Raw genomic sequence first — 23,887 nt, forward strand, 5'->3', positions numbered from 1 at the left:
CGCAGGTGAGCCGCTTCTCCATGCAGCAGGTCCGCGCCACCTACAAGGTACGCGATTCGTGGTGGACGGTGCTGTTGGTGGACCCGGTCGCGGGCCGCCTGGTGCGGGTCGCCGCCGGCCGTGCCTGGATCACCCCGAACCGGCTCACCATCACCGCGTTTCTGCTGGGCATGGGCTCGGCAGCCGCCTTCTTGACCGGGCAGCCCGGCTGGCTGATAGTCGGCGCGCTGCTCTACCACGTGGGCTTCACCATCGATTGCATCGATGGCAAGCTCGCCCGGCTCACCGGCAGTGGCTCCGTCTTCGGCGGTTGGCTGGACTTCTTCCTGGACCGGATTCGGGTGATGATCTGTGTGATCGCCCTCTTCGCCGGCCAGTTCCTGCAGACCGACAACGCCGGCTTCCTCTTCGCCGCCATCGCGGTGGTCTTCCTGGCGCTCTTCGGGTATGTCAATGGCGCCGAGACCGACAAGGCGCGAGCGTCGCTGGCCCGCCGGGCCGGCGACCCGGTCGACGACGAGGCCCTACTCGACACCGCCGCCGGCCCGGCGGGCGGGCTCGCTGGTCAGGTTCGGCGTTGGCTACACCAGCGCCGAATCCGATTCAACCTGGTCAGTGGCATCGAGTTCGAGATGGCCGTGCTGGTAGTCGCGCCGCTGGTGGTGGCGGCGACCGCCCCCGCCGGGCTGTTCTGGGTCACCGGCGTCGCCGGGCTGGCGTTGGTAGCGTTCGAGGCCGCGCTGATCGCCCGGTTCTGGCTCGCCGCCCGGCGCGCCGACGCCGAGCCGACTGACCAGCCGCCGGCGCCGGCGCCGGTCGGCCGCCAGCCCACCGCGCCGGACGAGGACGCCGCAGCCGGCCACGCCTCCACCCGCCCCTCTGGGCCGATCATGAGCTAGACAGCCGACACGCCGGGGTGGTTTCAAGCGGTCGGTGCAAGGAGTAGTTGATTCAAGGCCTCCGCGGGAGTATCCCATCCCAGGGTCTCCCGCGGACGGCCGTTCAGCGACACCGCGACCGTGTCCATCTCGGCCTGGCTGACGACAGAGAAGTTGGTTTTGCCTCTCGGGTAGTACTGACGCAGCAGCCTGTTGGTGTTTTCGTTGGTGCCCCGCTGCCAGGGCGAGTGCGGATCACACAGGAACACCGGGCAGCCTGTGGCCAGGGTGAAGGAGGCATGACCAGCCAGTTCGCTTCCCTGGTCCCAGGTCAGCGAACGCACTAGATGCTGCGGCAGGCGGGCCATCAATCCGCGCACTACCGTCAATACCTCCGGGCTGGAGCGGTCAACAGGCAATGCGCCGAGCATCACAAACCGGGTGGTGCGCTCCACTAGAGTCACCATCGCCGAGGCGTTGTTACGGCCCAGGACCAGGTCACCTTCCCAATGCCCGGGCACTGCCCGGTCGTTGGCCTCGGCCGGACGCGCCGAGATATGCACCTGCTCGGTCACCCACGGCTTACCACAGATCGCCCCCCGGGCGGCCTGCGCGGCGCGGGACTGCGAACGCCGCTGCTTACGGCCGGTACGTAGCGCGTCGTTGACCAGCTCCCGCAGACTTCCCCGCGCCTGCAGATAGATGGACTTGTAGATCGTCTCGTGGCTGACCTGCATCTGGGGCATACCTGTGAAGGTACGCCGCAAGGAGTGGGTGATCTGCTGAGGCGACCAACGTTGCCGCAGCCAGGTAGCGACTTGCTCACGCAACGGTTTGTGGTCCAGTCGGCGGGGTTTAGGCCGCGCACGCCGCTTCTCGGCGTGTCGCTGCGCCCACTGGGCGGTGTAGCCCCACCGGTACAGCCCGCCCCGCACCGGCCCGAGCGGGTTTTTCGTTCCATGCCGCGAGGAATGCGACCGTGCGATTTCCCGCCATACCGACGAGAATCCCACCCCGAGCGCTGCCGCGATCTGCTCGAAGGTCGATCCCTGCCGCCATAGGTTCTCGATCACCTGCCGGTGCCCCAACGTCAACACATGCGCCCGAGCCATGCACCCACTCCGTTCAACCGGTCCATGCCGTGGTCAACGAACCACTTGCACGGACCGGTTGAACCGAAGCGGGCGTGTCGGGCCACCACGCTCATGATCGGCGGGGCACTGGACGCTCATGATCGGCGGGACACTGGAGTCCGGTAGCGTGAGCGGCCATGCGCGTCGGCATCGTGATCCTCCCGGACCAACCCTGGGCGCAGGCGTCCCGCCGCTGGCGGCTCGCGGAAGAGTACGGCTTCGACCATGCCTGGACCTACGACCACCTCGGCTGGCGGGACCTCGTCGACGGCCCCTGGTTCGACGCGGTTCCGACCCTCACCGCCGCCGCCACGGTGACCTCCCGGATCCGGCTGGGCACGCTGGTCGCCTCCCCGAACTTCCGCCACCCGGTCCACTTCGCACGAGAGGTGACCGCGCTCGACGACCTCACCGGCGGCCGGCTCACGATCGGGATCGGCGCCGGTGGGACCGGACACGACGACCGGGTCCTCGGCCTACCAGCGCTCACGAAGCGGCAGCGGGTCGACCGGTTCGCCGAGTTCGTCACCCTGCTCGACAGGTTGCTACGCGACGGCCGCGCCGACTTCGAGGGGGACCACTACCGAGCCGTCGATGCCCGCAGCCACCCCGGATGTGTCCAGCAACCCCGGTGCCCGTTCCTGGTTGCGGCGAACGGCCCGCGCTCGATGCGGCTCGCCGCCCAGCTCGGCCAGGGCTGGGTGACGATCGGCTCTCCCGCCGACGACCTCGACGCGTGGTGGCGCTCGGTCGCCGCGCTGGTCACCCACTTCGAGGAGCTGGCGATCGCCGCCGGCCGCGACCCCGCCGACCTCGACCGGGTGTTGTCGCTCGACGCCGCCCCGGTCTTCTCGCTCACCAGCGTGGACTACTTCGCGGAGGCTACCGGGCGCGCCGCCGAACTCGGCTTCACCGATGTGATCACCCACTGGCCGCGAGCCGACAGCTGGTACGCCGGCAGTGAGACCACGTTGGAGCGGGTGGTCAGCGAGCTGCTGCCCACGATCCGGAACCCCGACGGTGCCTGACCCTCGTCACCGACCGTAGAGCCGATCAAGGTCGCGAATGTCCACGCCGCGAATCGTCGCCTTGGCCGAATAGCCTGAAAAAATTTAGGCTAGTTGGATTAAGGCTAGTCGGGGTGGGCTGGCAGGTGGAGCAACATCCGGGTATTGCCCAGGATGTTCGGCTTGACCCGGTCCAACTCCAGAAACTCGGCCACCCCTTCGTCGTACGAGCGGAGTAGCTGCTCGTAGACCTCCGGCGGCACCGGCGCCCCGTCGACCTCGGCGAACCCGAACCGGGCGAAGAAGCCCCGCTCAAAGGTGAGCACGAAGACCCGCTCCAGCCCCAACCGGCGTGCCTGCGCCAGCAGCTCGGCCACGATCCGGCCACCGATGTTGCGACCCCGGTACGCCGGATCGACCGCCACCGTGCGCACCTCGCCGAGGTCCTCCCACATCACGTGAAGCGCGCCGCAGCCGACCACCGGGCCGGTAGGACCGGCAGTCGCCACCCAGAACTCCTGCACATCCTCGTACAACGTGACGGTGGCCTTGCTCAACAGTCGCCGGTCCATGCTGTACGTGTCGACGAGGCAGCGGATGCCCCGGACATCGGCCGCCCGGGCCCGACGAACCTCGATCTCCGCTGGGTCAGCGGCGCCGCTCACTCCCGATCCTCCCGGGGGACGCACGGACCGCCGGTCCACCAGGGCTCCACCGCGGCCCGCACCTCATCGCCGATCGGATTGACGCCAGGGCCGGCGGCAAGTGCGTGACCCAGCAGCGCGTGTAGGCACTTCACCCGGCCCGGCATCCCGCCGGCGGAGACCCCGGTGAGCTCCGGCACCGGCTCGATCGCCTCCCGGGCGACGAGGTAGCTGCGGTGCGCGGCCTGGTAGGCCGCCGCCAGGCCAGGATCCTCGGCCAGCCGGGCGGTCATCTCTTTCATCACCCCGCTCGCCTCCAACCGGCCACAGGCCGCCGAGGCCCGGGGGCAGGTGAGGTAGTAGAGGGTCGGGAACGGGGTGCCGTCGGCCAGCCGAGGCGTGGTCTCGACCACGTCCGGCAGCCCGCAGGGACACCGGTGCGCCACCGCCCGGGTGCCCCGCGGTGGCCGACCCAGCTGCGCCTCGACCGCGGCCAGGTCGGCCGGGTCGACCGACTCGTTCACGGGCTCTCCTCCGGCTCCGGCAACGACGGGTCGGCCGGATCGGCATCATCGCCGGGGGCGGGTGGCTCTGGCTCGGCAGGGCCCTCACTGGCGCTCTGGATGCTCAGCCACAGCGTGTCCCACCAGATCTCGGGTGGCGCCGGCACATCGTCCGGGTCGAACCCGGTCTCCGGCGGCGGCTGATCCTCTTCGGGCACGATCAGCAGCTGTTCTCCCGGTTCGCCGAAGTAGAGCCGGCGCCGGGCCTGGATCCGGATGTAGTCGTCGTCGGACCACAGGGCCGCCTCCGCCTCAAGGTCGGCGACGTGGCTGCGCTGCTGCTCCTGCGCCGCCCGCAGCTCGGCGATCTCTGCCTGCTGGGCGAGGTAGACGCGCAGCGGGAAGACATAGCTCAGACCCAGCGCCGCCAACACGAAACCGAGCACGACCGCCCGGGCGGTGAACCGGCCCCGGGGCCGCGGGGCGGAGGTGCGGGTGGTGCCGCCCGGCCCGCGGGCGTTGGGGCGCCGGGACGAGGTCGGCCGGGCGCCCGGCCGACCGGCGGCGGGGGTCGGCGCAGCGGCGCCTGGCCGACGCCGGGCGTTACCCGGTCGGGTCGACCGATCCCGCATCGCCACCTCCTCCCCAAGCCGCCGGCCAGCAGGTGCCCGGCTCGACGCCGATCGTACGACGGCAGTTGGTCGCTAAGACGACGCTCAGTCGTTACGGTACCGGGGGAACGCGTCGGCGCCCGCGTACCGCGCGGCGTCGTCCAGCTCCTCCTCGATCCGCAGCAGCTGGTTGAACTTCGCCACCCGCTCTGACCGGGCCGGGGCACCGGTCTTGATCTGCCCGCAGCCGGTGGCGACCGCCAAGTCGGCGATGGTGGTGTCCTCGGTCTCGCCGGAGCGGTGGCTCATCATGCACTTCATGCCGGCGCGGTGGGTGAGATCGACCGCTTCGAAGGTCTCGGTCAACGAGCCGATCTGGTTAACCTTGACCAGCAGGGCGTTGGCGGCGCGTTCGGCGATTCCGCGCCGGATCCGCTCCGGGTTGGTGACGAAGAGGTCATCGCCGACGATCTGCACCCGGTCACCGAGCTGGCCGGTCACCGTGGACCAACCCGCCCAGTCGTCCTCGGCCAGCGGGTCCTCGATCGAGACGATCGGGTAGTCCTGGCAGAGCTTGGCGTAGTAATTGGTCATCTCCTCCGCGGTGCGGGGCTTGCCCTCCAGCACGTAGGAGCCGTCCTGGTAGAGCTCGGTGGCGGCGACGTCGAGGGCGAGCACAATGTCGCTGCCCAGGGCATAGCCGGTCTGCCCCACCGCTTCGGCGATCAGCTCCAGCGCAACCTCGTTGCTCGGCAGGTCGGGGGCGAAGCCGCCCTCGTCACCGAGGCCGGTGCCGAGTCCGCGCTTACGCAGCACCGATTTGAGCGAGTGGTAGACCTCGGCGCCGGCCCGGAGCGCCTCCCGGAAGGTGGGCGCCCCGATCGGGGCGATCATGAACTCCTGGATGTCGACGTTGGAGTCGGCGTGGGCGCCACCGTTGAGAATGTTCATCATCGGCACCGGCAGCAGGTGCGCGTTGGGCCCGCCGAGGTACCGGAACAGGCTCAGCCCGGCCGAGCTGGCGGCCGCCTTCGCCACCGCCAACGACACCCCGAGCACCGCGTTAGCGCCGAGCTCGGACTTGTCCGGTGTGCCGTCAAGATCGAGCATCCGCTGGTCGATCAGCCGCTGCTCGCTCGCCTCGTAGCCGACCAGCTCCTCGGCGATCCGCTCATCCACATTGGCGACGGCCTGCTCGACGCCCTTGCCGGCGTACCGGTCGGGGTCGTTGTCGCGCAGCTCGACCGCCTCGAAGGCGCCGGTCGAGGCGCCGGAGGGGACGGCGGCGTGGGCGACCGTCCCGTCATCGAGCCCGACCGTGACCTCGATGGTCGGGTTACCGCGAGAGTCGAGGATCTCCCTGGCGACGATTCCTTCGATAGTGGCCACAGTCGGCTCGCTCCTGTCTGCCCGCTCAGTTGGGTGGCAGGCCGCCCCGTCGCGGCCACCCTGGTCCGCAGCAGAGCCTACCGGTGTCGCCGAGGGCCGGTGGCGTGACCCGGCCCTCGGCGACGAGTGATCCGGCTCATCCCCCGGCAGTTGCGGTGGGGGCAGCGCTCGGCGTGGGCGTCGGCGAAACGGTGGCTGCGGGGGCCGACTCCAGGTCCGGGCTGGCCGAAGAATCAGGGCTGGGCGTGGAGGTAGGGCTGGCCGAAGGCTCAACGCTAGGGTTCGACGAAGGGGCCGGACCCGAGGTCGGGGTCGGGGTCGGGGTCGGGACCGCGGCGGGGGCACCCTGCGGGTCCAGCCACCACGGCAGTTGCGCCGGGCACAGCGGGTAGGTGAAAATCGCGGACCCGTCCGGCCGGTAGGTCACCCTCGGCTCCGAGTCGGTGCGCGCGCCGGTGGTCGGATCGGTCACCGACCGGCAATGGTCCCAACCCAGATTGATCGGGTTGCCGTGCTGGTCAAGGAGCGTGACCTCGGTCAGCAGCCGCCCCTCGGAGTCGAGCGCGTAGACATCGACGACCTCCCGGAGCGGGTCGTGATTGCCGCCCCCGGCGTGGTGCACCGGCGGCGCCTGATGCCGCCGGTCGGAGTCGAGCCCCGCGACGTGCACAAGCCCGATCAATGCCACGAATGCCGAGCCGACGAAGACTGTCCGGCGGGGCCACTCTCGCAGCTGCGGGGTACGGCGGCCCAGCCACACCGAACCGGCCACGAAGACCGCGAGGATCACCCACCCGGCGAGGGTGCTGCCGCCCAGCCGGGGGAGCAGGCCGAGCTCCCCCCGCTGATCGAGCAGGTTGACCACGATCATGGCAGCGAGGTAGCCGCGGAGCAGCCACCACGCCGGCACCAGCAGCCGGCCGAACTCGCTGACCCGCGGGTAGCCGAGCAGCGGCCCGACCCGGGCGTCCAACCGGCTCGACCGCTCCCGCAGCCGGCGAAGACCTTCCCGCAGCCGTTGCCGGGGGTCGCCGCCATCGTCGACCGCACCCTCCGCGGCGGCGGTGCGCAGCTCCGCCGCGTACGCCTCGGGCGGACCGAGCCGGGTCCGCAACGGAGTCGGATCCTCGGCGGCCACCTCCACCAGGTGCCCGGGCAGGTCTTCCAGCAGCGCCTCCTGCTCGGCAGGGGCGAGGTCGGCCAGGGCCGCCCGAACTTCCGCGACGTACTCGTTGACTTCGTCGGCTCGGGCGCCGCGGCCGGCCGCTCCGCTGTTAGCCGTCATGCCCCACCTCGCCTTCGGCGATCAGATCGTCCATGGTCGTGGTGAACGTGCGCCAGGTCTTGGCTGAGCGGTTCAGTTGCGCCCGACCGGCCTCAGTGAGTGCGTAGTACTTCCGATGCGGGCCGGACTCCGAGGGCACCACATAGGTGCTCAGGTAGCCGGCCTGAAAAAGTCGACGGAGCGTGCCATAGACGGAGGCGTCGCCGAGCTCGGTCAGGCCGGCGTCGCGGAGCCGGTGCAGCACGTCGTAGCCGTAACCGTCTCGTTTGTCCAACACCGCGAGCACCGCAAGGTCCAGCACTCCCTTGAGTAGCTGGGTCACATCCACACACCACACACTACTGCGCTATACGTAGTACCGCAACCGCAACCCCTCCCGCCGATCATGGACCTAGGGTCCATGATCGGCGGCTTTCGGGCCCCCAAACCCCATGATCAACGCAGAAAAGTGACCGAGTTACCGGGTGTGCTCGTCGGCGGATATCGATAGGGTCCACCAGATGGGGGACCCGAGACTTTCTCGGTTCGTCGACTACGACAATGTCGCCGACCGTTACCGACACGGCCGCCAACTCAGCCCGGCGGCGCTGCACCGCTGGCGGGACGCGGTGCTGGCGCATCTTCCCGATGGCCCGCTACGGGTGCTGGACGTCGGCGCCGGCACCGGGTTCTTCGCCACCGCCTGGCCCCGCTGGCGGCCCGGGAGCTCGGTGGTCGCGGTGGAGCCGAATCAGGCCATGATCCGCGCGGGCCCGGAGTCGGTCCGCTACCTCCGCGCGGTGGCTGAGCGGCTACCGGTCAGGTCCGGCGCCTTCGACGTGGTGTGGATCTCCACCGCCCTGCACCATTTCGTCGATCTACCTCGGGCGATCGCGGAGTGCGTCCGCGCGCTGCGGCCAGACGGCCGGCTGTTGATCCGCACCTTCCTCCCCGGGCACACCCGGGTCACCTGGGCCGGCGCCTTCCCCGGCCATTCCAAGGCGCTCGCCCGCTTCCCCGATCTCGACCGACTAATTGAGGTCTGCGAGCCGCACGGATGGGAGCTCAGCCACCTCGGCGCGGTCACCGAAGGTGAGTACAACTTTGCCCAGTGGGCGGACTGGGTGGAGCAGATGCGCCACGCCGACACGATCCTGACCGCGCTCACCGATGCCGAGATCGCCACCGGGGTGGCGGCGCTGCGGGCAGCGCCCGCCCGCCGGGCTCCGGTAGAGCTGAGCCTGCTGGTGCTGCGCTATCCCGCTTCGGCCGCCCGCACCCGGTCGGCGTAGGCGAGCGCGGCGCGGCGCAACGCCGCCTCGGCATCCACGCCGGCGGCCCGGGCAGCTGCCACCACCCCGAGCAGCGACTCACCTAGCCGCTCCGGGTCGGTGACCTGCCAGCCCACCGGGGCCGACGGTGGCGCGACCGGCAATCCGGCGCGGTCGGCCCGGGTCAGCAGCTTCGCTGCCAGCGCCAGCGCCGGCTGCGACATCGCCACCCCGGCCAGCGCCGAGCCGCCCTGCTTCTCGGCCTTCTTGATCCGCTCCCAGTTGTCGATGATCTCCGCTACGTCGGCCACCTCCTGCCCGGCGAAGACGTGCGGGTTGCGGCGGATCATCTTGGCGACCAGGTCGGCGGCGACGTCATCGACCGACCAGCGCTGCTCCTCGGGCAGCTGCTCGGCCATCCGGGCGTGCAGCACCACCTGCAGCAGCAGGTCGCCGAGCTCTTCCCGCAGCGCGGTCAGGTCACCGGCCTCGATCGCGTCGTACGCCTCGTAACACTCCTCCAGCAGATATTGTGCGAGCGACTCGTGGGTCTGCTGCTGCTTCCACGGATCACCGCCGGGCGAGGCAAGCCGGTCGATCACCGATACGGCGTCGAGTAGCCGGGCACCCGCCGGATCCCACGAGCCGTAGACCAGCTCCAGCTCCGCCACCCCGGGCTCGCGGGCGAGCCGGATCCCGAGCTGCCGGGCGAGGTCCGGGTCGCCGGTCGGCCCGGCGAACCACACCACCACCTGCTGGTCGGCGGCGGCGGTGAGCAGGGCGGCGACCGCCGCGTCGGTGCCGGCCGCCGGCTCCGGACTGGGCAACAGCCGAACCCCGGCCTCACGCAACGCCGACACCCACGCCGGGTCGGCTCCGGTGAGCACCGGATGCGTGCGCAGCAGGTCCCAGGCGGTCGCGGTCAACAGCCCGACCGGCAGTCGCGGCGAGGTCACGAGCAGGACGATCCGGGCAGCCATATCGACGCTCAGTCTGCGGTATCCAACGGCAGCGCCAGGTACGCCTCGCCGCTGCCCACGGTCACCGGAAGTTGGTAGACCAGGTCGTGGTCGGGCCGAACCCTGGTCTCCGCCCGCTCCAACGCCTCCCGCAGCAGGTCACGCATGGCCACCTGCTGCCCCATCAGCTCGGCGGTGAGCACCTCCTGGGCCTCCTCGAACGGCGCCGAGGTCAGCCCCCGCTCGACCAGCCCGTCGTAGACCTCGCGTTGATCGTCCTCGCTGGGCTCCGCCGGGGTCACCGTCGCCTGCATCATCCCCAGCACGGCGTAGAACTCGCCCACGACCTGCACGTACGCGTTCTCTTCCGAGAGCCCCAGCTCGTAGGCGTGTTGTTCGAGCTGCGGCGCCGGTCGGGTCAGCCCTTCGGCCTCGGCGTACGCGCCGGCCGCCTCGGTGAGGATCCGCATCTCCAGCACCCGGGTGCGGGCCTGGGCCACCTGCGCGTCGAGCTCGCCGCGGCGGCGCTCGGCGTGCGCGGCGAGCTCCTCCTCCGACATGTCGCCGTCCTCGGTGAGCAGGTCGATCTCCCGCTCCACCTCGTCGCCCAGCTCTGCCCGCAGCGCCTCGGCGACCTCGTCGACCGCGGCCTCGGTGATCGCCTCGTCGGCGACGTAGGCGACGACGTCGTCGTCCTCCCAGTCGTCGTCACTGGTGCAGCCGGTGGCGGCGGCACCGAGTAGTGCGGCGGCGGCCACCGCCGCCATCGGGCGGCGCAGCCGGCCTAACCATCCAGGGGTACGCATCGTCAGCTCACCTCCGCGACCGCCGGGTCGCCCAGCGACACGGTCAGCCAGGACTCCACCCCGAACAGCTGCACCTCAATCCGGAACTGCAGGTCGTAGCGCGGGTTCAGGGTGATCTCGACGCCGTTGACGATCTCCTCGAAGAGATTACGCATGGCGACCGGCTCGGCGAGCACCTCGGCGGTGAGCACCTGTTGGACCGACTCGTACGGCTCCTGGGTGTGCCCCTCGGCGACCAGGTTGTCGTAGACCTCGCGCTTGTCGGCCTCGGTCGGCTCCGCCGGCTCGAGCGTCCCCTGCAGCTGCGACCTCACCGCGTCGTAGTCGGCGACCACCGCGACAAATGCGAAGTCGGCGGGCAGTCCGAGTTCCTGAGCCATCCCGGCCGGATCGCCGGCCGGGATGGTGATCTCCAGCTCGTCGGCGTACTGGTTGGCCGCCTCGGTCAGCACCCGCATCTCCACCACCCAGGTGCGCAGCGCCTGCATCTGCTCGGCGAGCTGGCCCTGTTGTTCCGAGGCGTACTCCTGGTACTGCGACTCGGCGTCGGCGGTGTCGAACTCGTCATCCTGCGCCACCTGCTGGTCCAACATCTCCTGGAACTGCGCCAGGCCCTGGTCCAGGTCCGCCGAGAGCAGGTCGGCGATCTCACCCACCGCCTCGTCCACCTCCGCCTCGGTGATCTGGGCGCCGTCGACGTAGGCGGCCACCGACGGGTCGGCGCGGCAGGCGGTGAGGGCACCGGCGAGCAGTGCGCCGACGACCGCGAGGGTGGCGAGCCGGCGGGGCTTCATGACTCGGGCCTCCAGGGTTGAGGGGATCAGCGGCGAGGGGTCAGTACGAGGTGACTCTCTCATGTTCGGGCGGGTGCGCTCGGTGCGGGTGGCGCGGCGGCGCCGCCAGCGGCGGCGCCCGCCGGCGGCTCCCCGAGCACGGTGGTGAGCAGCTCCGCGCACCAGTCGAGCAGGGCGGTGTCGCGCAGCGGCTGCCCACCGACCCGTTTGGTGGCCGGTCGGGGCAGCGACACCGTCGCCACCGCCGGCTTGTAGACCGCGTCCGGGTGGTACCGCTTGAGCCGCAGCTGCTTGGAGTCGGGCAGGGTCAGCGGCGCGAACCGGATGTGCCGCCCTTGCAGGGACACCTCGGTCAGCCCGTAGGCGCGGGCGAGCAACCGGAACCGCGCTACCGCCACCAGGTTCGCCACCGGCTCCGGCGGGGTGCCGTACCGGTCGTCCAGCTCGGCGACGACCTCGGTCAGCTCGTCGGCGGTGGCAGCGGTGGCGAGCTTGCGGTATGCCTCCAGCCGCAGCCGCTCCACCCCGATGTACTCGTGCGGCAGGTGCGCGTCGACCGGCAGGTCGATCTTGACCTCGGCGGCGGGCTCCTCTTCGCCGGTCTCTTCGCCCTTGAACCGCTGCACCGCTTCGCCGACCATCCGGACGTAGAGGTCGAAACCCACACCTTCGATGTGGCCGGATTGCTCACCGCCGAGTAGGTTCCCGGCGCCGCGAATCTCCAGGTCCTTCATCGCCACATACATCCCGGCGCCGAGTTCGGTGTGCTGGGCGATGGTCGCGAGCCGTTCGTGTGCCTGCTCGGTGAGCGGCTTCTCCGGCGGGAACAGGAAGTACGAGTAGGCCCGCTCGCGGCCCCGGCCGACCCGCCCCCGGATCTGGTGCAGCTGCGAGAGCCCGAGCAGGTCCGCCCGCTCCACGATCAGCGTGTTGGCGTTCGGGATGTCCAGACCGGACTCGACGATGGTGGTGCAGACCAGCACGTCGTACTCGCGCTGCCAGAAGCCGACCATCACCTTCTCCAGGGTGGCCTCGCCCATCTGCCCGTGCGCCACCGCGATCCGCGCCTCGGGCACCAGCTCCCGCAGCTTGCGCGCGGCCTTCTCGATCGACTCCACCCGGTTGTGCACGTAGAAGACCTGGCCGTCGCGGAGCAGCTCACGATGGATCGCGGCGGCGACCTGCTTCTCTTTGTATGCTCCGACATAGGTGAGGACCGGATGCCGCTCCTCCGGTGGGGTGGCGATCGTCGACATTTCGCGGATCCCGGTGACCGCCATCTCCAAGGTACGCGGAATCGGCGTGGCCGAGAGCGTCAGCACGTCCACAGTGGCACGAAGCGATTTCAGATATTCTTTGTGCTCCACCCCGAACCGCTGCTCTTCGTCGACGATGACCAGGCCGAGCTGCTTGAACCGGGTGCTCGGCTGCAGCAGCCGGTGGGTGCCGACCACGATGTCGACGCCGCCCTCGGCGAGCTTGGTCAAAGTCTGGTTGGTCTCGGCGGTGGTCGCGAACCGCGACAGCTGCCGCAGCTCCACCGGGAACTGGCTCATCCGTTCGGTGAAGGTGTTGAAGTGCTGCTGCGCCAGCAGCGTGGTGGGCACCAGCACCGCCACCTGTTTGCCGTCCTGCACCGCCTTGAACGCCGCCCGGACGGCGATCTCGGTCTTGCCGAAGCCGACGTCGCCGCAGATCAGCCGGTCCATCGGCGTCGACTGCCGCATGTCGGCCTTCACCTCGTCGATCGCCGAGAGCTGGTCCGGCGTCTCCACCCACGGGAACGCGTCCTCCAGCTCCCGCTGCCACGGCGTGTCCGGCCCGAACGCGTGCCCCTTGCTCGCCTTCCGGGCCGCGTACAGCTGGATCAGTTGGGCAGCGATCTCCCGGACCGCCTTGCGGGCCCGGGCCTTCGCCTTCTGCCACTCCGACCCGCCCAGCTTGTGCAGCGCCGGGTTCTCGCCCCCGACGTAACGGGACAGCTGATCAAGTGCGTCGGTGGGGACGAACAACCGGTCCTCCGGCTGCCCCCGCTTGCCCGCCGCGTACGCGATCACGACATATTCGCGCTGGGCCCCGTTGACCGCCCGCTGCACCAACTCCACATAGCGGCCGATGCCGTGCTGTTCATGCACCACCAGGTCACCGGCGCGCAGCTCCAGCGGGTCGATGGTCTTGCGGCGCCGGGTCGGCATCCGGCGCAGCTGACCGCCGCCCGCCCCACCCCGGCCGCTGGTGATGTCGTCGCCGGTGAGCACCACCAGCGGCGGCGGGCCGGTCAGCGCGAAGCCGACGCTGAGCGCAGCAGTGGTGATCGTGACCGCACCGGGCGTCGGCGGCTGTTCGAGCGAATCGACCAGCTGCACCCCGAAGCCGGCGTCGCGGAGCACCTCCCCCGCCCGCTGCGCCGGCCCGTGCCCGGCGAAGACCAACGCCACCGCGGCCCCGTCGGCCAGCCACCCCTTGACGTCCTGGATCAGTCGGGCGGTGTCACCGTGGTAGAGCGGCACCGACTCGGCCGGCAGCCGCAGGCTCTCCCCCAACTCGCTGACGTCGCCAAGGGTCGGCGATGTCTCCTCCCCCTCCTCGACGATGCCGAACGGCGCCATCGTCCACCAGCTGAAACCCAGCTCCCCAGCGACGGCCCGGACCTGCGCCAGCGACCGGAACGCCACCTCCCCCAGATCGATCGGGGCGGTGCCGCCGGTCGCCGCCGCCGCCCAGCTCGCCTCCCGGAACTCCTCGCTGGTCCGGACCAGGTCATGGGCCCGGGTGCGGATCCGCTCCGGGTCGCACAACAGCACCAGCGTCTGCCGGGGCAGCGTGTGCAGCAACAGCTCCAGCCCGCCCCCGTCGCCGTCGCCGGCCGGCGCGAGCAGCGCCGGGGCCAACGACTCCATCCCCTCCACCGGGATCCCCTCGGCGAGCCGTTCGCAGATCTCGGCCAGCGCCGGCTGCTGCTGCGCCAGCGCTGCGGCACGAGCCCGCACCTCCGGGGTGAGCAGCAGCTCCCGGCACGGCGGCGCGGTCAGTTCGGATTCGGTCTCCAGGGTCCGCTGGTCGGCGACGGCGAAGCTGCGGATCTCGTCCACCTCGTCGCCCCACAGCTCCACCCGCAGTGGATGCTCCGCGGTCGGCGGGAAGATGTCGAGGATGCCGCCCCGTACGGCGTACTCGCCGCGCTTGGTGACCAGGTCGACCCGGGCGTACGCCAGGTCGGTGAGTCGCTGCGCCAATTCCGACAGCTCGACGGTGTCGCCCGGCCGCAGCGTCACCGGCACTAGCTCGCCGAGCCCCTTCACCTGCGGCTGCAGCACCGACCGGACCGGCGCCACCACCACCCGTACCGGCTGGTCGCCCGGGTGGGCGAGCCGGCGCAGCACCGCCAGCCGGCGCCCCACGGTGTCGCTGCGGGGTGAGAGCCGCTCATGCGGCAGCGTCTCCCACGCCGGATAGACCTCCACCTGGTCGCCCGGGATCAGCTCCGCCACCGCCGCGCCGAGCTCCTCAGCTTCCCGGGAGGTGGCGGTCACCACCAGCACCGGCCGGCCGGCCCCACCCCGGTCGACGCTGGCGGCCGCCGCGGCGGTGACCAGTGGGCGCAGCGCGGATGGGCCGGTGAGGTCCAGCGGGTCGGCGGCGGGGTCGGCGGCGACTTCCCGCAGCCGGGAGAGCGTAGGCAGCGCGGCAGCTTGGAGACCTACGAGCGTCATCTGGGTCAGCCCTCCGGGTACGCGGTGGCGAGCGTGGGCACAGGGAACGCCCCCACACCAGATGCGGGGCGGGGCCGGCACTGTCCAGCCTAGCGCTGCCCCGGCCCGGGCTTTGCGATCGCGTACAGCGTCGAACGGGTGCCGTCGCGGGTGATCTCCCGGACGAAGCTCATCCCGATCCGTTCCATGACCGCCCGGGAGCGCAGGTTGTGCGGGTCGGTTACCGCGATCACCGCGGTGTCGCCCAGCTCCTCGAAGGCGAACTCGACCCCGGCCCGCCCCATCTCGGTGGCGTAGCCGTTGCCCCACCGGTCCGAACGGACCGTCCAGCTGATCTCCAGCCGGGACTGCCCGTCGAGCTCGGTGCGGTTCAGCCCGCTGCGCCCGATCAGCTCACCGGTCTGCCGGTCGTACGCCATCCATTTGTCGACGCCTTCCTGGTCCCAGCCACGCTGGCCGCGTACCGCCCACCGGCGGGCGGATTCAGCGGTGAGCCGGCGGCCGTGCCACGCTGCTACCCGATCGTCCTGGTGCAGCAGGAAGAGATCCCGCACATGCTCGGGGCCGACCGGCTCCAGCCGCAGCCGTTCGGTCAACCGGGTCCGCGCGGCCTTCGCCACCAGATCCCGCAGTCGCCGGTCGCCGTCGGTGCGCCCCGCCATCATCAGGTCAAGATTGTCCAGCCCGATCCAGGCGTACGCGTCGTGTTTGCCCGCCTCCAACCGGGGGGCGGCGAGGTCTCCATCTACCTCGACCAGATAGTCCCGTTCGTAACGGACCACCCCGTCGTGCTCCCACTCCCACTCGGCGAGGACGGTCTCGATCCGGCGCAGCTTCCAGCCGGTCTCCTCCTCGATCTCACGCGCCAACGCCTCCTCGGGCGCCTCGCCGGCCTCCACGTGCCCGCCGACGATGTCCCAAAGGCCAGGTAGCAGCCGCCGGTCGGCGCTGCGCCGCTGCGCGAAGACGCGGTTGTGGTCGTCTCGCACGAAGGCCCCGACACAGGTTGGCTCCCGCATCCCGCGAGGCTACCGGTCCGACCCCGGCCACAGCAGCCGGTCCAACTGGTTACTTCCAGGTAGCGGTCGGCGCAGGGCTACGGTGGCCAGATGGCAGTCCCGCTGTGGTGGCAACGCCCCGGCCCCACCCCCACCCAGCAGCACCGCGACCTCTGGCTGGCCGCGGCGGCGGCCGCGTTGGCGGCGGCGAGCTCGGTACTGACGACCAGCATGGGGGTGACCGCCTTCCCGGACCCCGCGAGCTTGCCTGAGCAGTTGCTCTGGAGTGTGCTGCTCGCGGTGCCGCTGGCGGTACGCCGCCGCTTCCCCACCACGGTGCTGCTGGCGGTCGCGGTGCTCTTCATCGCTGCCCAGGCCCGGCAGGCCGACGACGGGCTGGTGCACTCGGCGATCCTGTTCGTGGCGCTCTACACGCTCGGCGCCTGGGGTAACGACCGGCGGCAGGGCAGGCTGGTCCGGATCGGGGTCATCGTCGCCATGTTCGGCTGGCTCGGCTACGGCTTGCTGATCGCGGCGCTGACCGTCGGCGCCGAGGCGGGTGGGGCCGGCCCGCTGGATCCGCTGCTCGCCGCCGCGCTCTACAGCGTCGCCCTCAACGCGCTGTACTTCGGCGCCGCCTACTACTTCGGCAACATCGCCTGGGAGTCCGCCCGGCGACGGCACGAGCTGCTGGCCGGGCAGGAGGAGCTGCGGCGTTCGCAGGCCGAGAACGCGCGGCAGGCGGTCGTCGCGGAGCGGCTGCGGATCGCCCGCGACCTGCACGACGTGGTCGCCCACCACGTCTCGGTGATGGGGATTCAGGCCGCCGCCGCCCGCCGCGTCTTCGACCGCGACCAGCAGGCCGCGAGCACCGCGCTGCGCTCCGTCGAGCAGACCGCCCGGACCGCCGTACGGGAGCTGCAGGAGCTGCTCGGAGTCCTCCGTTCCGAGCCTGGGCCGCCCGACCGCGACGGGTCCGACGCGGCCGCCGCCGCTTCCGGCGCCGACCGGGAGAGCGCGATGCCGCTCGCCGTCGTGCCCCGGCTGGACCAGCTGTCCGAGCTCGCCGACCAGGCCCGCGCCACCGGGCTACAGGTCTCCTACCGCACGGTCGGCCCGCCGGTGCCGATCCCCGAGGCGATCGGACTCTCGGCGTACCGGGTGGCGCAGGAGGCGCTCACCAACACCATCAAGCATGCCGGGGCGACCCACGTCGACCTCCGGGTACGGTATCTCGCGCAGAGCTTGGAGGTGGAGGTCAGCGATGACGGCCGGGGCACCTCGCCGGCCGGCGGGCCGGGTTCGAACGGCAGCGGGCTGGGACTGGTGGGAATGCGGGAGCGAATGTCTGTCCATAACGGGGAATTGGCGGCCGGGCCCCGCCGGCAGGGTGGTTTCCAGGTGCGTGCCCGGTTCCCGCTGCCCGCGGACGCCGGCCAGGCGGAGTCGGCATGACCAACCCGGCAGAGCCGTCCCCACCGCTGCGGGTCCTCATCGTCGATGACCAACAGCTGGTCCGCAGCGGATTCCGGATGATCCTCGAGTCCGAACCCGACATCGAGGTCACCGGCGAAGCGGCGACCGGCGCGGAAGCGATCACCATGACCGCTGCCGGCCGCCCGGATGTGGTGCTGATGGATGTCCAGATGCCGGATCTGGACGGGTTGAGCGCAACCCGCCAGATCCTGGCTTCCGAACCAACCGACCTGGATCCCCCCAAGGTGGTGATGGTGACCACGTTCGACCGCGAGGATTATCTGTTCGAGGCGCTGCGGGCCGGAGCCAGCGGATTCCTGCTGAAGAACGCCGGCCCGGAAGACTTGATTGCCTCGGTTCGCGCGGTCGCCCGCGGCGACGCCCTGCTCTCACCCGAGGTGACCCGCCGGGTGCTGGCCCGGTTCACCGCGCCGACGCCCGCGCTCGGGACCTTCCGGCCGCCCGCCTTGACCGACCGGGAACATGAGGTGCTGGTGTTGCTGGCCCGCGGCGCCACCAACACCGAGATCGCCGCACAGCTCTATCTCGGCGAGACCACGGTCAAGACGCACGTCTCGCGAATCCTGCACAAGCTCGAGCTACGGGACCGGGCACAGGCGGTGGTCTTCGCCTACGAGCACGGTGTGGTCGCCCCCGGCGCCTGACCTTGGGCTCCCCGCACCCACCAGAAGACCCCACCGGGGTCCCCGGGCAGACCCCAGCGGCGGTTAGAGGGCGGGTCCGTCGCGCGGAGGAGTTCGGTGTTCATTCCCGCGCCGGACGCGGCCGCCGAGCTGCCCGCCTACGCTCGGGTGGGCAATCGGACGACGACCGGGAGGGACCCAGCCGGATGTTGGCGCTACGGTCGGTGAGTCGCAGCTTCGGCGACCACCAGGTGCTCCACGATGTATCCTTTGAGGTGGGTGCGGGCACGATGACGGGCTTCGTCGGCGCCAACGGCGCCGGCAAGACCACGGCGATGCGGATCATCCTGGGGGTGCTCGGCGCGGACAGCGGCACCGTCAGTTGGCGGGGCAGCCCGATCGACCAGACGACCCGGCAGCGATTCGGTTACATGCCCGAAGAACGCGGCCTCTACCCGAAGATGAAGGTCGCCGAGCAGATCGTCTATCTGGCCCGGTTGCACGGGCTGGACCAGCCCACCGCCCGACGCAACTGCGCCGACCTGCTGGAGCAGCTGGAGCTGACCGAACGCGCCGACGACCCGGTCGAGCAACTCTCCCTCGGCAATCAGCAACGAGCACAGATCGCCGCCGCCCTGGCCTTCGAACCCGAACTGCTGATTCTCGACGAGCCCTTCTCCGGCCTGGACCCGCTCGCCGTGGAGACGGTCCTCTCGGTGCTTCGGGAGCGGGCCCGAACGGGTGTCCCGGTGCTCTTCTCCAGCCACCAGCTCGAGGTGGTCGAGCGGCTCTGCGACAACCTGGTGGTTATCGCGGAGGGCCGCATCGCCGCCGCCGGGGCGCGGGCCGAGCTGCAACAACGGCAGGGCCCGCCCCGGTACGAACTCACCGTCGACGACGACGCCGGTTGGATTCGGGACATGCCCCACACCACGGTCGTGGAGTTGGCCGGTGCCACCGTGCAGTTCGACGTGACGGTCGCCGGTGCCGAGCAGGTGGTCCTGCAGGAGGCGACGCGGCGGGGGCCGGTGCACAGCTTCCGACCCATCGTGCCCACATTGAGCGAAATCTTCCGGGAGGTCATCCGATGAGTTCCGCAGGCAGCCCGACGATCACCCGGGAGCCGCAGCCTCACCGGCCGGACGCTCCCCGCACCAACGCCACCTGGGCGGCCACCCGGCTGGTCGCCGAACGAGAAATCAGCACTCAGCTCCGCACCAAAGGGTTCTGGATAACCCTCGCCGTCTTCGTGGTGGGCCTGCTGGCGGCGACGATCCTGCCTGGCCTCTTCGGTGGGGACGACCGGGTCACCGTCGCTGTCGCTGGTCCGGCAGCGGCCGAGGCGGTGGCGGCGACTGACTTCGAGGTCGAGCCGGTCACCGACCGGGCCGCCGCCGAGGAGCTGGTGCGCGATGGGGAGGTGGACGGGGCGGTCATCGACGGCCCGGCTGGGCCGCTGGTGATCGGACTCGCGGATCCGCCCACCGCAGTAGTGTCCGGGTTGAGCCAGTCGCCGCCGGTCGAGCTGCTCGAACCCGACGAGGTGGGCGGCGGGTTGCGGTTCCTGGTCGCCTTCGCCTTCGCCCTGGCGTTCATGATGTTCTCCTTCTCGGGCATGGCGATCGCCCAGAGCGTCGTTACCGAGAAGCAGACCAGAATCGTCGAGATCCTGGTCGCGACGATCCCGATCCGGGCGATCCTGGCCGGCAAGATAATCGGTCACTCGTTGCTGGTCTTCGCGCAACTGGCCCTGCTCGCCATGGTCGCCCCGATCGGTCTCCGCGCCGGCGACCAGTCGCAGCTGCTGTCGCTGCTCGCGCCGGCGCTCGGCTGGTTCCTGCCGTTCTTCGCGCTCGGCTTCGTACTCCTGGCGACGATGTGGTCGGTGGCTGGCTCGATCGTGAGCCGGCAGGAGGACCTCGGCAGCACCGCCGCCCCGATCATCGCGGTGGTCATGCTGCCCTACTTCGGAGTGGTCTTCTTCTTCGAGAACACCCTGGTGATGACCATCCTGTCCTATGTGCCATTCTCGGCCGCGGTGGCGATGCCGGTCCGGCTGTTCGCCGGGGAGGCCCAGCCGTGGGAGCCTTTCGTCTCGATGCTCGGTCTGGTGGCCACCATGATCGCCGGGGTGTTGATCGGGAGCCGGCTCTACGCTGGTTCGTTGCTGCGGACCGGGTCCCGGGTCAAGCTACGGCAGGCCTGGTCCCAGCGTAGCTAGCACCGGCAGCGGTGCGACGGCGAACTCACCGATGGGGAGGTGGTGGGGTGGGAACCGCTCGGCGCCGACGTAGCGCCCGGGCGGTGCCCACCCCGCCAACCAGCAGCAGACCCGTGAGCAGCGTCGGCACCCCCCACGGGTAGTGCTCGGTCTCCACCGCAAAGGTTGCGCCGGCCAGGTCACCGGAGATCAGATACTGGCCGAGGGCCGGGGCGGGAAGCTCGACCGGCACCTCATAGCTGCGCTCCTCCCCGACCGCGACGCCGGCCAAATCCGGGGCGGGCGCGATGGTGTCGGCGTGCCCACCGCGTCCGACCAACAGGGTGAGCGGCGGATCGGCGACCGGGCCACCGCCAGCGTGCCGAACCGTCACGAGGATGGTCCGGTCGACGGGCCCGCCAAACCAGGCCGACCAGCCGCGCTCCGGTCTCACCGAAAGGTCGACGATCGCCAGCTCACCCGGCGGCTCTACCTCCTCCGGCGGCTCCGCCGCGAACCCGGTGACCTCGACCTCCGTCGTAGCGAGACGGGTGCCTGCAACGTCGCGGACCCGGACCGAGCAGGGGCACGGGACCGGCGGCGCGGTCACCGGTAGACGTACCGTGGCGGCGCCGTCCGGTTGCGGAAAGGTCTGCACCCCGGCGCCGACCGCGCAGTCGGCGGCGCCGCGGGCCGCGTCGTTGCCGCACAGCTCGACGATCGCGAGTTCGGCGGGCCACCCGGTCAGCCGTACCGTCAGCTCGCCCCCCACCTCGACCACCGAGTCGTCCACAGTAATCTCGACGGTGGTGGCTCCGCTGGCGGGCGTACCCGGCCACAGGGTGGCGATCGTCAACAGCCCGGCCCACCCGCACCGTAGCCAGGGCCGGGTCATGAGGAGGGCCGCCCGGCAGCGCCCGGTCGCTGGGCCGCCGCCCGACGGCGACGGATCCGCCGGACCGCCACCACCGCGCCGCCCACCAGCAGCACCGCGACCAACAGCCAGGGGATCGCCCACACCCCGGTGGTACGCCGAACCTGCGGCATCGGGCCGTCCGAGCTGACCGCGTCCACTTCGATCGCGGCGGTCAACCGGAGCACGGGCGCGAGCCCGGTCACCGTCTCGGTGACCGTCAGCGTGCTGCCCGGCAGCAGTTCGGGCAGCTCGGTCTGACCGCTGGTGGCCAACCGCCAGCGGAACGGGCCGGTTACCCGCACCTGGCTATCGCCGCCGACCCGCAGGTTGCCGGTGTTCCGCAGCACGTAGGTGACGGTCATCCGGTGCTCTCCCCAGGGCGCGATCGGATTGTCGTACGACACCTGCACCGATTCGACCTGCACCGCGGGCTCGGCCGGCCCGGCCACCCGGACGTACACCCGGGCGGCCACCCGACGATCCAGGTCGACTAGCTGCCCGTCGGCGTCGTTGGTGCGGGAAGTGAGGGAGGCGACGATGCCGCCGGCATGGTCGCCGGGGGTGGCGTTCGCCGGGACTCGGAGCCGGAACTCCACCTCCAGCGTTTCGCCGGCGGGAACCCGGTACCGCCCCTGCGCCATGCCGACCCAGGTGGCGAGCCCGCTGGCGGGTTCGTCCGCCGGCAGCAGCGCGAAACCGCCGTCCGGGGTGGTGTACGCGTCGGTAGGGTAGACCTCGAAGTCTAATGTGGTGCTGCTGAAGTTGGTGATCGTCGCGGAGTCGACGAGTTCACCTCCGGGCACCAGGTCGTAGGTGAACCAGCTCCGGCCGGTCGGCCCGGCCTCGCGGGTGGGCTGCACCGCCCACCGGATCTCGGGATCGTCGGGCAAGCTCTGTTGGCTGGCCGGCACGGCGCCGGCCGGCGCTACCGCAGTCGGCGCTGCGGCAGCCGGCGATGCGGCGGCCGGGGTGAGGTCGGGCGGCGCGGCCAGCAACGCGATCAGCGCGGCGAGCGCGATCCGGGGTGCTCGGCGGACGAGGGGTGATGACGGCATGAGGTCGCTCTCGGACGGAAGAGAGCTCGCCCCGGGGAGAGGTCTGCCAACCGGTGATCCCCGGGGCGAGCGGTCGGTCACGCCAACGTGAGGGTCAACGTGGCGGTGTAGCGGCCGGGAGCGGCCGAACCGGGGATGCCCAGGTTCAGCTCGGCGCCGCATTCGAAGGTGCCGGCGCTGGCGCCGGCGCCAGCCGAGCACAAGGTACGCGCGTCGCCGAGCCCGGAGCCGACCGGTGAGCCCGGTGCGACCAGACCAGGTCCGCTCACCACGTCGGCCTGCGGCGCCCAGCCGAGCTGGTTGCCGGGGAAGGTGCCGGCGTCGCCGGTGAACTCACCGACCTGCCCGACCAGGCTCCAGCCTGCGTTGGTGCCGCGCAGATCCTCTACCTCGGCCTGGTTCAGCTCGCCAGTGGCGGTACCGCCGATCGCCGCGTCCGAGAGCTGCACCGAGTCACCGGCGACCGAGAGGGTGAGCGGCCCGCCGAGCACGTCCACCGTGATCTGTTGCTCGTCGCTGCCACCGGTGCCGGGTGGGCCACCGGCGAACTCGATCGGGGTCCGGGTGTCCTGGCTGCGGTCGGGCTGGCCGTGCGCCCGCATCGTGACCACATAGCACTGCTGACTGACGCAGTCGACCTGGTTGCCACCGCCATCGGTGTACTCTCCGGCGACCTCGAGCGTGGTGCTGAAGGTGCCGTCCGAGTTGAGCCGATCCTGGTTGCCTCCAGGGTTGCCACCGGGGTGTACCCACTTGGCGCTCAGGTACTGCGACGAATCGCTCCACCAGTCGCCGGTCGCCGGCCCGAACGCCAGGTTGATCCCGGGCGAGGTCGGGTCGAAGCCGGAGCCACTGACCTGGATCGTGGCGCCGGCCGGGTCGAGGCCGCTGGCCGGGGTGACGGTGACCGTCGCGGTCTCTGGATCGGTGGGCACCGAGCCGTCGGTGCTGAAGGCGAAGGAGACCGGGTCGAGCGCCTCCCCCGCCCCGTAGAAGCCGGCGAACGCCTCGGCGCCGTTGGCGGTCATGGTGGCCGCCAGGGCTTCCCACCGGACCACGCCGCCGTCGACGATCGGCGAGCTGCCGGCGGTGGCCAGCTCCGCGATCTCGGCCTGGACCTCGTCGACCGGCTCGAAGCCACCGCCCGAGGTGACCAGCTCCACATCGGCGAGCAGGACTCCGTTTCCGCCGCTGATGACGACGGTCGGGTTGGCGATCGTGATCTCGAAGAAGTGGGCCGGGTAAGAGAAGACGATGGTGCCACCATGGTGGACGGTGGTGGCGCCGCTACTGTCATCGTAGGTGCCGCCGGTGACCGGAAAGCGGAACGTGCCGTCGCTGTTGACGGCGGCACCGTCGCTAGCCGCGATTGGCGGGTTACCGTTGCCGTTCGATACGTACTGCCGGAACGACTGTTTGAATCCCCAGTCGAGATGGCCGTCGGCGATGTCGGATTCCGCCGCGGCCGCGACGCCGACACCGCCGGTGGCGGCGGCCACCAGGCCCACCGCGACTGCCGCCACCCATCGCGCCGCCCGGGCCAGCCCGGCCCGTCGTGGTCGCGCACTGCCTGTCGTCATGCACCGGTCCTTCCGGATATTGAAGCCGCTAGTGAGGCTAGCCTTA

The 23,887-nt window shown here is 70.9% G+C and carries 22 protein-coding genes; 7 read left to right on the forward strand and 15 right to left on the reverse strand.

Annotated elements, in window-relative coordinates; translation table 11 throughout:
• Positions 1 to 5 precede the first annotated feature (5 nt).
• Positions 6 to 899 (forward strand): CDP-alcohol phosphatidyltransferase family protein, encoded by an 894-nt coding sequence (locus JQS43_RS22650; protein ID WP_239676384.1) that lies wholly within the window; start codon positions 6 to 8, stop codon positions 897 to 899.
• A gap of 23 nt (positions 900 to 922) precedes the next feature.
• Here the strand turns inward: JQS43_RS22650 and JQS43_RS22655 are convergent, their stop codons facing one another.
• A complete protein-coding gene (locus tag JQS43_RS22655) occupies positions 923 to 1,990 on the reverse strand; it encodes an IS30 family transposase (protein ID WP_239676385.1) in 1,068 nt (355 codons plus the stop codon).
• Between the two features lie 158 nt (positions 1,991 to 2,148).
• Here JQS43_RS22655 and JQS43_RS22660 point away from each other — a divergent pair, with 158 nt between their 5' ends.
• Entirely contained in the window at positions 2,149 to 3,039 is an 891-nt protein-coding gene (locus JQS43_RS22660) for an LLM class flavin-dependent oxidoreductase (RefSeq protein ID WP_239676386.1), read from the forward strand.
• 104 nt (positions 3,040 to 3,143) lie between these two features.
• Here JQS43_RS22660 and JQS43_RS22665 read toward each other — a convergent pair whose 3' ends face one another.
• The 6 genes from JQS43_RS22665 to JQS43_RS22690 form a co-directional block, all read right to left on the reverse strand.
• Positions 3,144 to 3,683 (reverse strand): amino-acid N-acetyltransferase, encoded by a 540-nt coding sequence (locus JQS43_RS22665; protein WP_239676387.1) that lies wholly within the window; start codon positions 3,681 to 3,683, stop codon positions 3,144 to 3,146.
• Positions 3,680 to 4,186 (reverse strand): DUF501 domain-containing protein, encoded by a 507-nt coding sequence (locus JQS43_RS22670; protein ID WP_239676388.1) that lies wholly within the window; start codon positions 4,184 to 4,186, stop codon positions 3,680 to 3,682. The genes JQS43_RS22665 and JQS43_RS22670 overlap by 4 nt, the downstream gene beginning before the upstream one ends.
• Entirely contained in the window at positions 4,183 to 4,797 is a 615-nt protein-coding gene (locus tag JQS43_RS22675) for an FtsB family cell division protein (protein ID WP_275580958.1), read from the reverse strand. Before JQS43_RS22675 ends, JQS43_RS22670 begins: the two co-directional genes overlap by 4 nt.
• An 84-nt stretch (positions 4,798 to 4,881) precedes the next feature.
• Entirely contained in the window at positions 4,882 to 6,165 is a 1,284-nt protein-coding gene (gene eno, locus JQS43_RS22680) for a phosphopyruvate hydratase (protein WP_239676390.1), read from the reverse strand.
• 136 nt (positions 6,166 to 6,301) lie between these two features.
• Complete coding sequence (locus tag JQS43_RS22685) at positions 6,302 to 7,450, reverse strand: hypothetical protein (RefSeq protein ID WP_239676391.1); 1,149 nt, start codon at positions 7,448 to 7,450, stop codon at positions 6,302 to 6,304.
• Positions 7,440 to 7,778 carry a PadR family transcriptional regulator gene (locus JQS43_RS22690; RefSeq protein ID WP_239676392.1) on the reverse strand — a complete coding sequence of 113 codons (339 nt, stop codon included), beginning with the start codon at positions 7,776 to 7,778 and terminating at the stop codon, positions 7,440 to 7,442. The genes JQS43_RS22685 and JQS43_RS22690 overlap by 11 nt, the downstream gene beginning before the upstream one ends.
• 172 nt (positions 7,779 to 7,950) lie before the next feature.
• Between JQS43_RS22690 and JQS43_RS22695 the strand changes: the two genes are divergently transcribed.
• On the forward strand, positions 7,951 to 8,721 hold the full coding sequence (locus tag JQS43_RS22695; protein WP_239676393.1) for a class I SAM-dependent methyltransferase: 771 nt from the start codon (positions 7,951 to 7,953) through the stop codon (positions 8,719 to 8,721).
• Here the strand turns inward: JQS43_RS22695 and JQS43_RS22700 are convergent.
• The 5 genes from JQS43_RS22700 to JQS43_RS22720 all read right to left on the reverse strand — a co-directional run bounded on the left by JQS43_RS22700 (position 8,685) and on the right by JQS43_RS22720 (position 15,991).
• Positions 8,685 to 9,680 carry a nucleoside triphosphate pyrophosphohydrolase gene (locus tag JQS43_RS22700; RefSeq protein ID WP_239676394.1) on the reverse strand — a complete coding sequence of 332 codons (996 nt, stop codon included), beginning with the start codon at positions 9,678 to 9,680 and terminating at the stop codon, positions 8,685 to 8,687. The two genes, JQS43_RS22695 and JQS43_RS22700, sit on opposite strands and share 37 nt — an antisense overlap.
• An 8-nt stretch (positions 9,681 to 9,688) precedes the next feature.
• Positions 9,689 to 10,465, reverse strand: coding sequence for a hypothetical protein (locus tag JQS43_RS22705; RefSeq protein WP_239676395.1), 777 nt, complete (start codon positions 10,463 to 10,465; stop codon positions 9,689 to 9,691).
• 2 nt (positions 10,466 to 10,467) lie between these two features.
• A complete protein-coding gene (locus tag JQS43_RS22710; protein WP_239676396.1) occupies positions 10,468 to 11,259 on the reverse strand; it encodes a hypothetical protein in 792 nt (263 codons plus the stop codon).
• A gap of 59 nt (positions 11,260 to 11,318) precedes the next feature.
• Positions 11,319 to 14,972, reverse strand: coding sequence for a transcription-repair coupling factor (gene mfd / locus JQS43_RS22715; RefSeq protein WP_239676397.1), 3,654 nt, complete (start codon positions 14,970 to 14,972; stop codon positions 11,319 to 11,321).
• An 89-nt stretch (positions 14,973 to 15,061) separates the two neighbouring features.
• Entirely contained in the window at positions 15,062 to 15,991 is a 930-nt protein-coding gene (locus JQS43_RS22720; RefSeq protein WP_239676398.1) for a GNAT family N-acetyltransferase, read from the reverse strand.
• A 90-nt stretch (positions 15,992 to 16,081) separates the two neighbouring features.
• Here JQS43_RS22720 and JQS43_RS22725 point away from each other — a divergent pair, with 90 nt between their 5' ends.
• The 4 genes from JQS43_RS22725 (at position 16,082) to JQS43_RS22740 (ending at position 20,311) form a co-directional block, all read left to right on the forward strand.
• Positions 16,082 to 17,425, forward strand: a complete 1,344-nt coding sequence (locus JQS43_RS22725; RefSeq protein ID WP_239676399.1) for a sensor histidine kinase — start codon at positions 16,082 to 16,084, stop codon at positions 17,423 to 17,425.
• A complete protein-coding gene (locus JQS43_RS22730; protein ID WP_239676400.1) occupies positions 17,422 to 18,111 on the forward strand; it encodes a response regulator in 690 nt (229 codons plus the stop codon). Before JQS43_RS22725 ends, JQS43_RS22730 begins: the two co-directional genes overlap by 4 nt.
• A 185-nt stretch (positions 18,112 to 18,296) precedes the next feature.
• The gene (locus JQS43_RS22735) at positions 18,297 to 19,181 is read left to right on the forward strand and encodes an ABC transporter ATP-binding protein (RefSeq protein WP_239676401.1); all 885 of its coding nucleotides are present in this window, start codon (positions 18,297 to 18,299) and stop codon (positions 19,179 to 19,181) included.
• The gene (locus tag JQS43_RS22740) at positions 19,178 to 20,311 is read left to right on the forward strand and encodes an ABC transporter permease (RefSeq protein ID WP_239676402.1); all 1,134 of its coding nucleotides are present in this window, start codon (positions 19,178 to 19,180) and stop codon (positions 20,309 to 20,311) included. Before JQS43_RS22735 ends, JQS43_RS22740 begins: the two co-directional genes overlap by 4 nt.
• A 25-nt stretch (positions 20,312 to 20,336) precedes the next feature.
• On the opposite strand, the gene JQS43_RS22745 is transcribed toward JQS43_RS22740, so the two are convergent.
• The 3 genes from JQS43_RS22745 to JQS43_RS22755 form a co-directional block, all read right to left on the reverse strand.
• Positions 20,337 to 21,185, reverse strand: a complete 849-nt coding sequence (locus tag JQS43_RS22745) for a hypothetical protein (RefSeq protein WP_239676403.1) — start codon at positions 21,183 to 21,185, stop codon at positions 20,337 to 20,339.
• A complete protein-coding gene (locus JQS43_RS22750) occupies positions 21,182 to 22,261 on the reverse strand; it encodes a WxL protein peptidoglycan domain-containing protein (RefSeq protein WP_239676404.1) in 1,080 nt (359 codons plus the stop codon). Before JQS43_RS22750 ends, JQS43_RS22745 begins: the two co-directional genes overlap by 4 nt.
• Before the next feature lie 77 nt (positions 22,262 to 22,338).
• On the reverse strand, positions 22,339 to 23,841 hold the full coding sequence (locus JQS43_RS22755; protein WP_239676405.1) for an HtaA domain-containing protein: 1,503 nt from the start codon (positions 23,839 to 23,841) through the stop codon (positions 22,339 to 22,341).
• Between the last annotated feature and the right edge of the window lie 46 nt (positions 23,842 to 23,887).

It is taken from the genome of Natronosporangium hydrolyticum, from assembly GCF_016925615.1.
GTDB classification, from domain to species: Bacteria; Actinomycetota; Actinomycetes; order Mycobacteriales; family Micromonosporaceae; genus Natronosporangium; species Natronosporangium hydrolyticum.

Excerpts from the sequence above, each read along its gene's own strand:
- mfd (WP_239676397.1), bottom strand. The coding sequence starts at position 14,972 with ATGACGCTCGTAGGTCTCCAAGCTGCCGCGCTGCCTACGCTCTCCCGG.
- JQS43_RS22755 (WP_239676405.1), bottom strand. The coding sequence starts at position 23,841 with ATGACGACAGGCAGTGCGCGACCACGACGGGCCGGGCTGGCCCGGGCG.
- JQS43_RS22675 (WP_275580958.1), bottom strand. The coding sequence starts at position 4,797 with ATGCGGGATCGGTCGACCCGACCGGGTAACGCCCGGCGTCGGCCAGGC.
- JQS43_RS22660 (WP_239676386.1), top strand. The coding sequence starts at position 2,149 with ATGCGCGTCGGCATCGTGATCCTCCCGGACCAACCCTGGGCGCAGGCG.
- JQS43_RS22735 (WP_239676401.1), top strand. The coding sequence starts at position 18,297 with ATGTTGGCGCTACGGTCGGTGAGTCGCAGCTTCGGCGACCACCAGGTG.
- JQS43_RS22725 (WP_239676399.1), top strand. The coding sequence starts at position 16,082 with ATGGCAGTCCCGCTGTGGTGGCAACGCCCCGGCCCCACCCCCACCCAG.
- JQS43_RS22685 (WP_239676391.1), bottom strand. The coding sequence starts at position 7,450 with ATGACGGCTAACAGCGGAGCGGCCGGCCGCGGCGCCCGAGCCGACGAA.
- JQS43_RS22710 (WP_239676396.1), bottom strand. The coding sequence starts at position 11,259 with ATGAAGCCCCGCCGGCTCGCCACCCTCGCGGTCGTCGGCGCACTGCTC.
- JQS43_RS22750 (WP_239676404.1), bottom strand. The coding sequence starts at position 22,261 with ATGCCGTCATCACCCCTCGTCCGCCGAGCACCCCGGATCGCGCTCGCC.
- JQS43_RS22695 (WP_239676393.1), top strand. The coding sequence starts at position 7,951 with ATGGGGGACCCGAGACTTTCTCGGTTCGTCGACTACGACAATGTCGCC.
- JQS43_RS22720 (WP_239676398.1), bottom strand. The coding sequence starts at position 15,991 with ATGCGGGAGCCAACCTGTGTCGGGGCCTTCGTGCGAGACGACCACAAC.
- JQS43_RS22740 (WP_239676402.1), top strand. The coding sequence starts at position 19,178 with ATGAGTTCCGCAGGCAGCCCGACGATCACCCGGGAGCCGCAGCCTCAC.
- JQS43_RS22745 (WP_239676403.1), bottom strand. The coding sequence starts at position 21,185 with ATGACCCGGCCCTGGCTACGGTGCGGGTGGGCCGGGCTGTTGACGATC.
- JQS43_RS22705 (WP_239676395.1), bottom strand. The coding sequence starts at position 10,465 with ATGCGTACCCCTGGATGGTTAGGCCGGCTGCGCCGCCCGATGGCGGCG.
- JQS43_RS22700 (WP_239676394.1), bottom strand. The coding sequence starts at position 9,680 with ATGGCTGCCCGGATCGTCCTGCTCGTGACCTCGCCGCGACTGCCGGTC.
- JQS43_RS22730 (WP_239676400.1), top strand. The coding sequence starts at position 17,422 with ATGACCAACCCGGCAGAGCCGTCCCCACCGCTGCGGGTCCTCATCGTC.
- JQS43_RS22655 (WP_239676385.1), bottom strand. The coding sequence starts at position 1,990 with ATGGCTCGGGCGCATGTGTTGACGTTGGGGCACCGGCAGGTGATCGAG.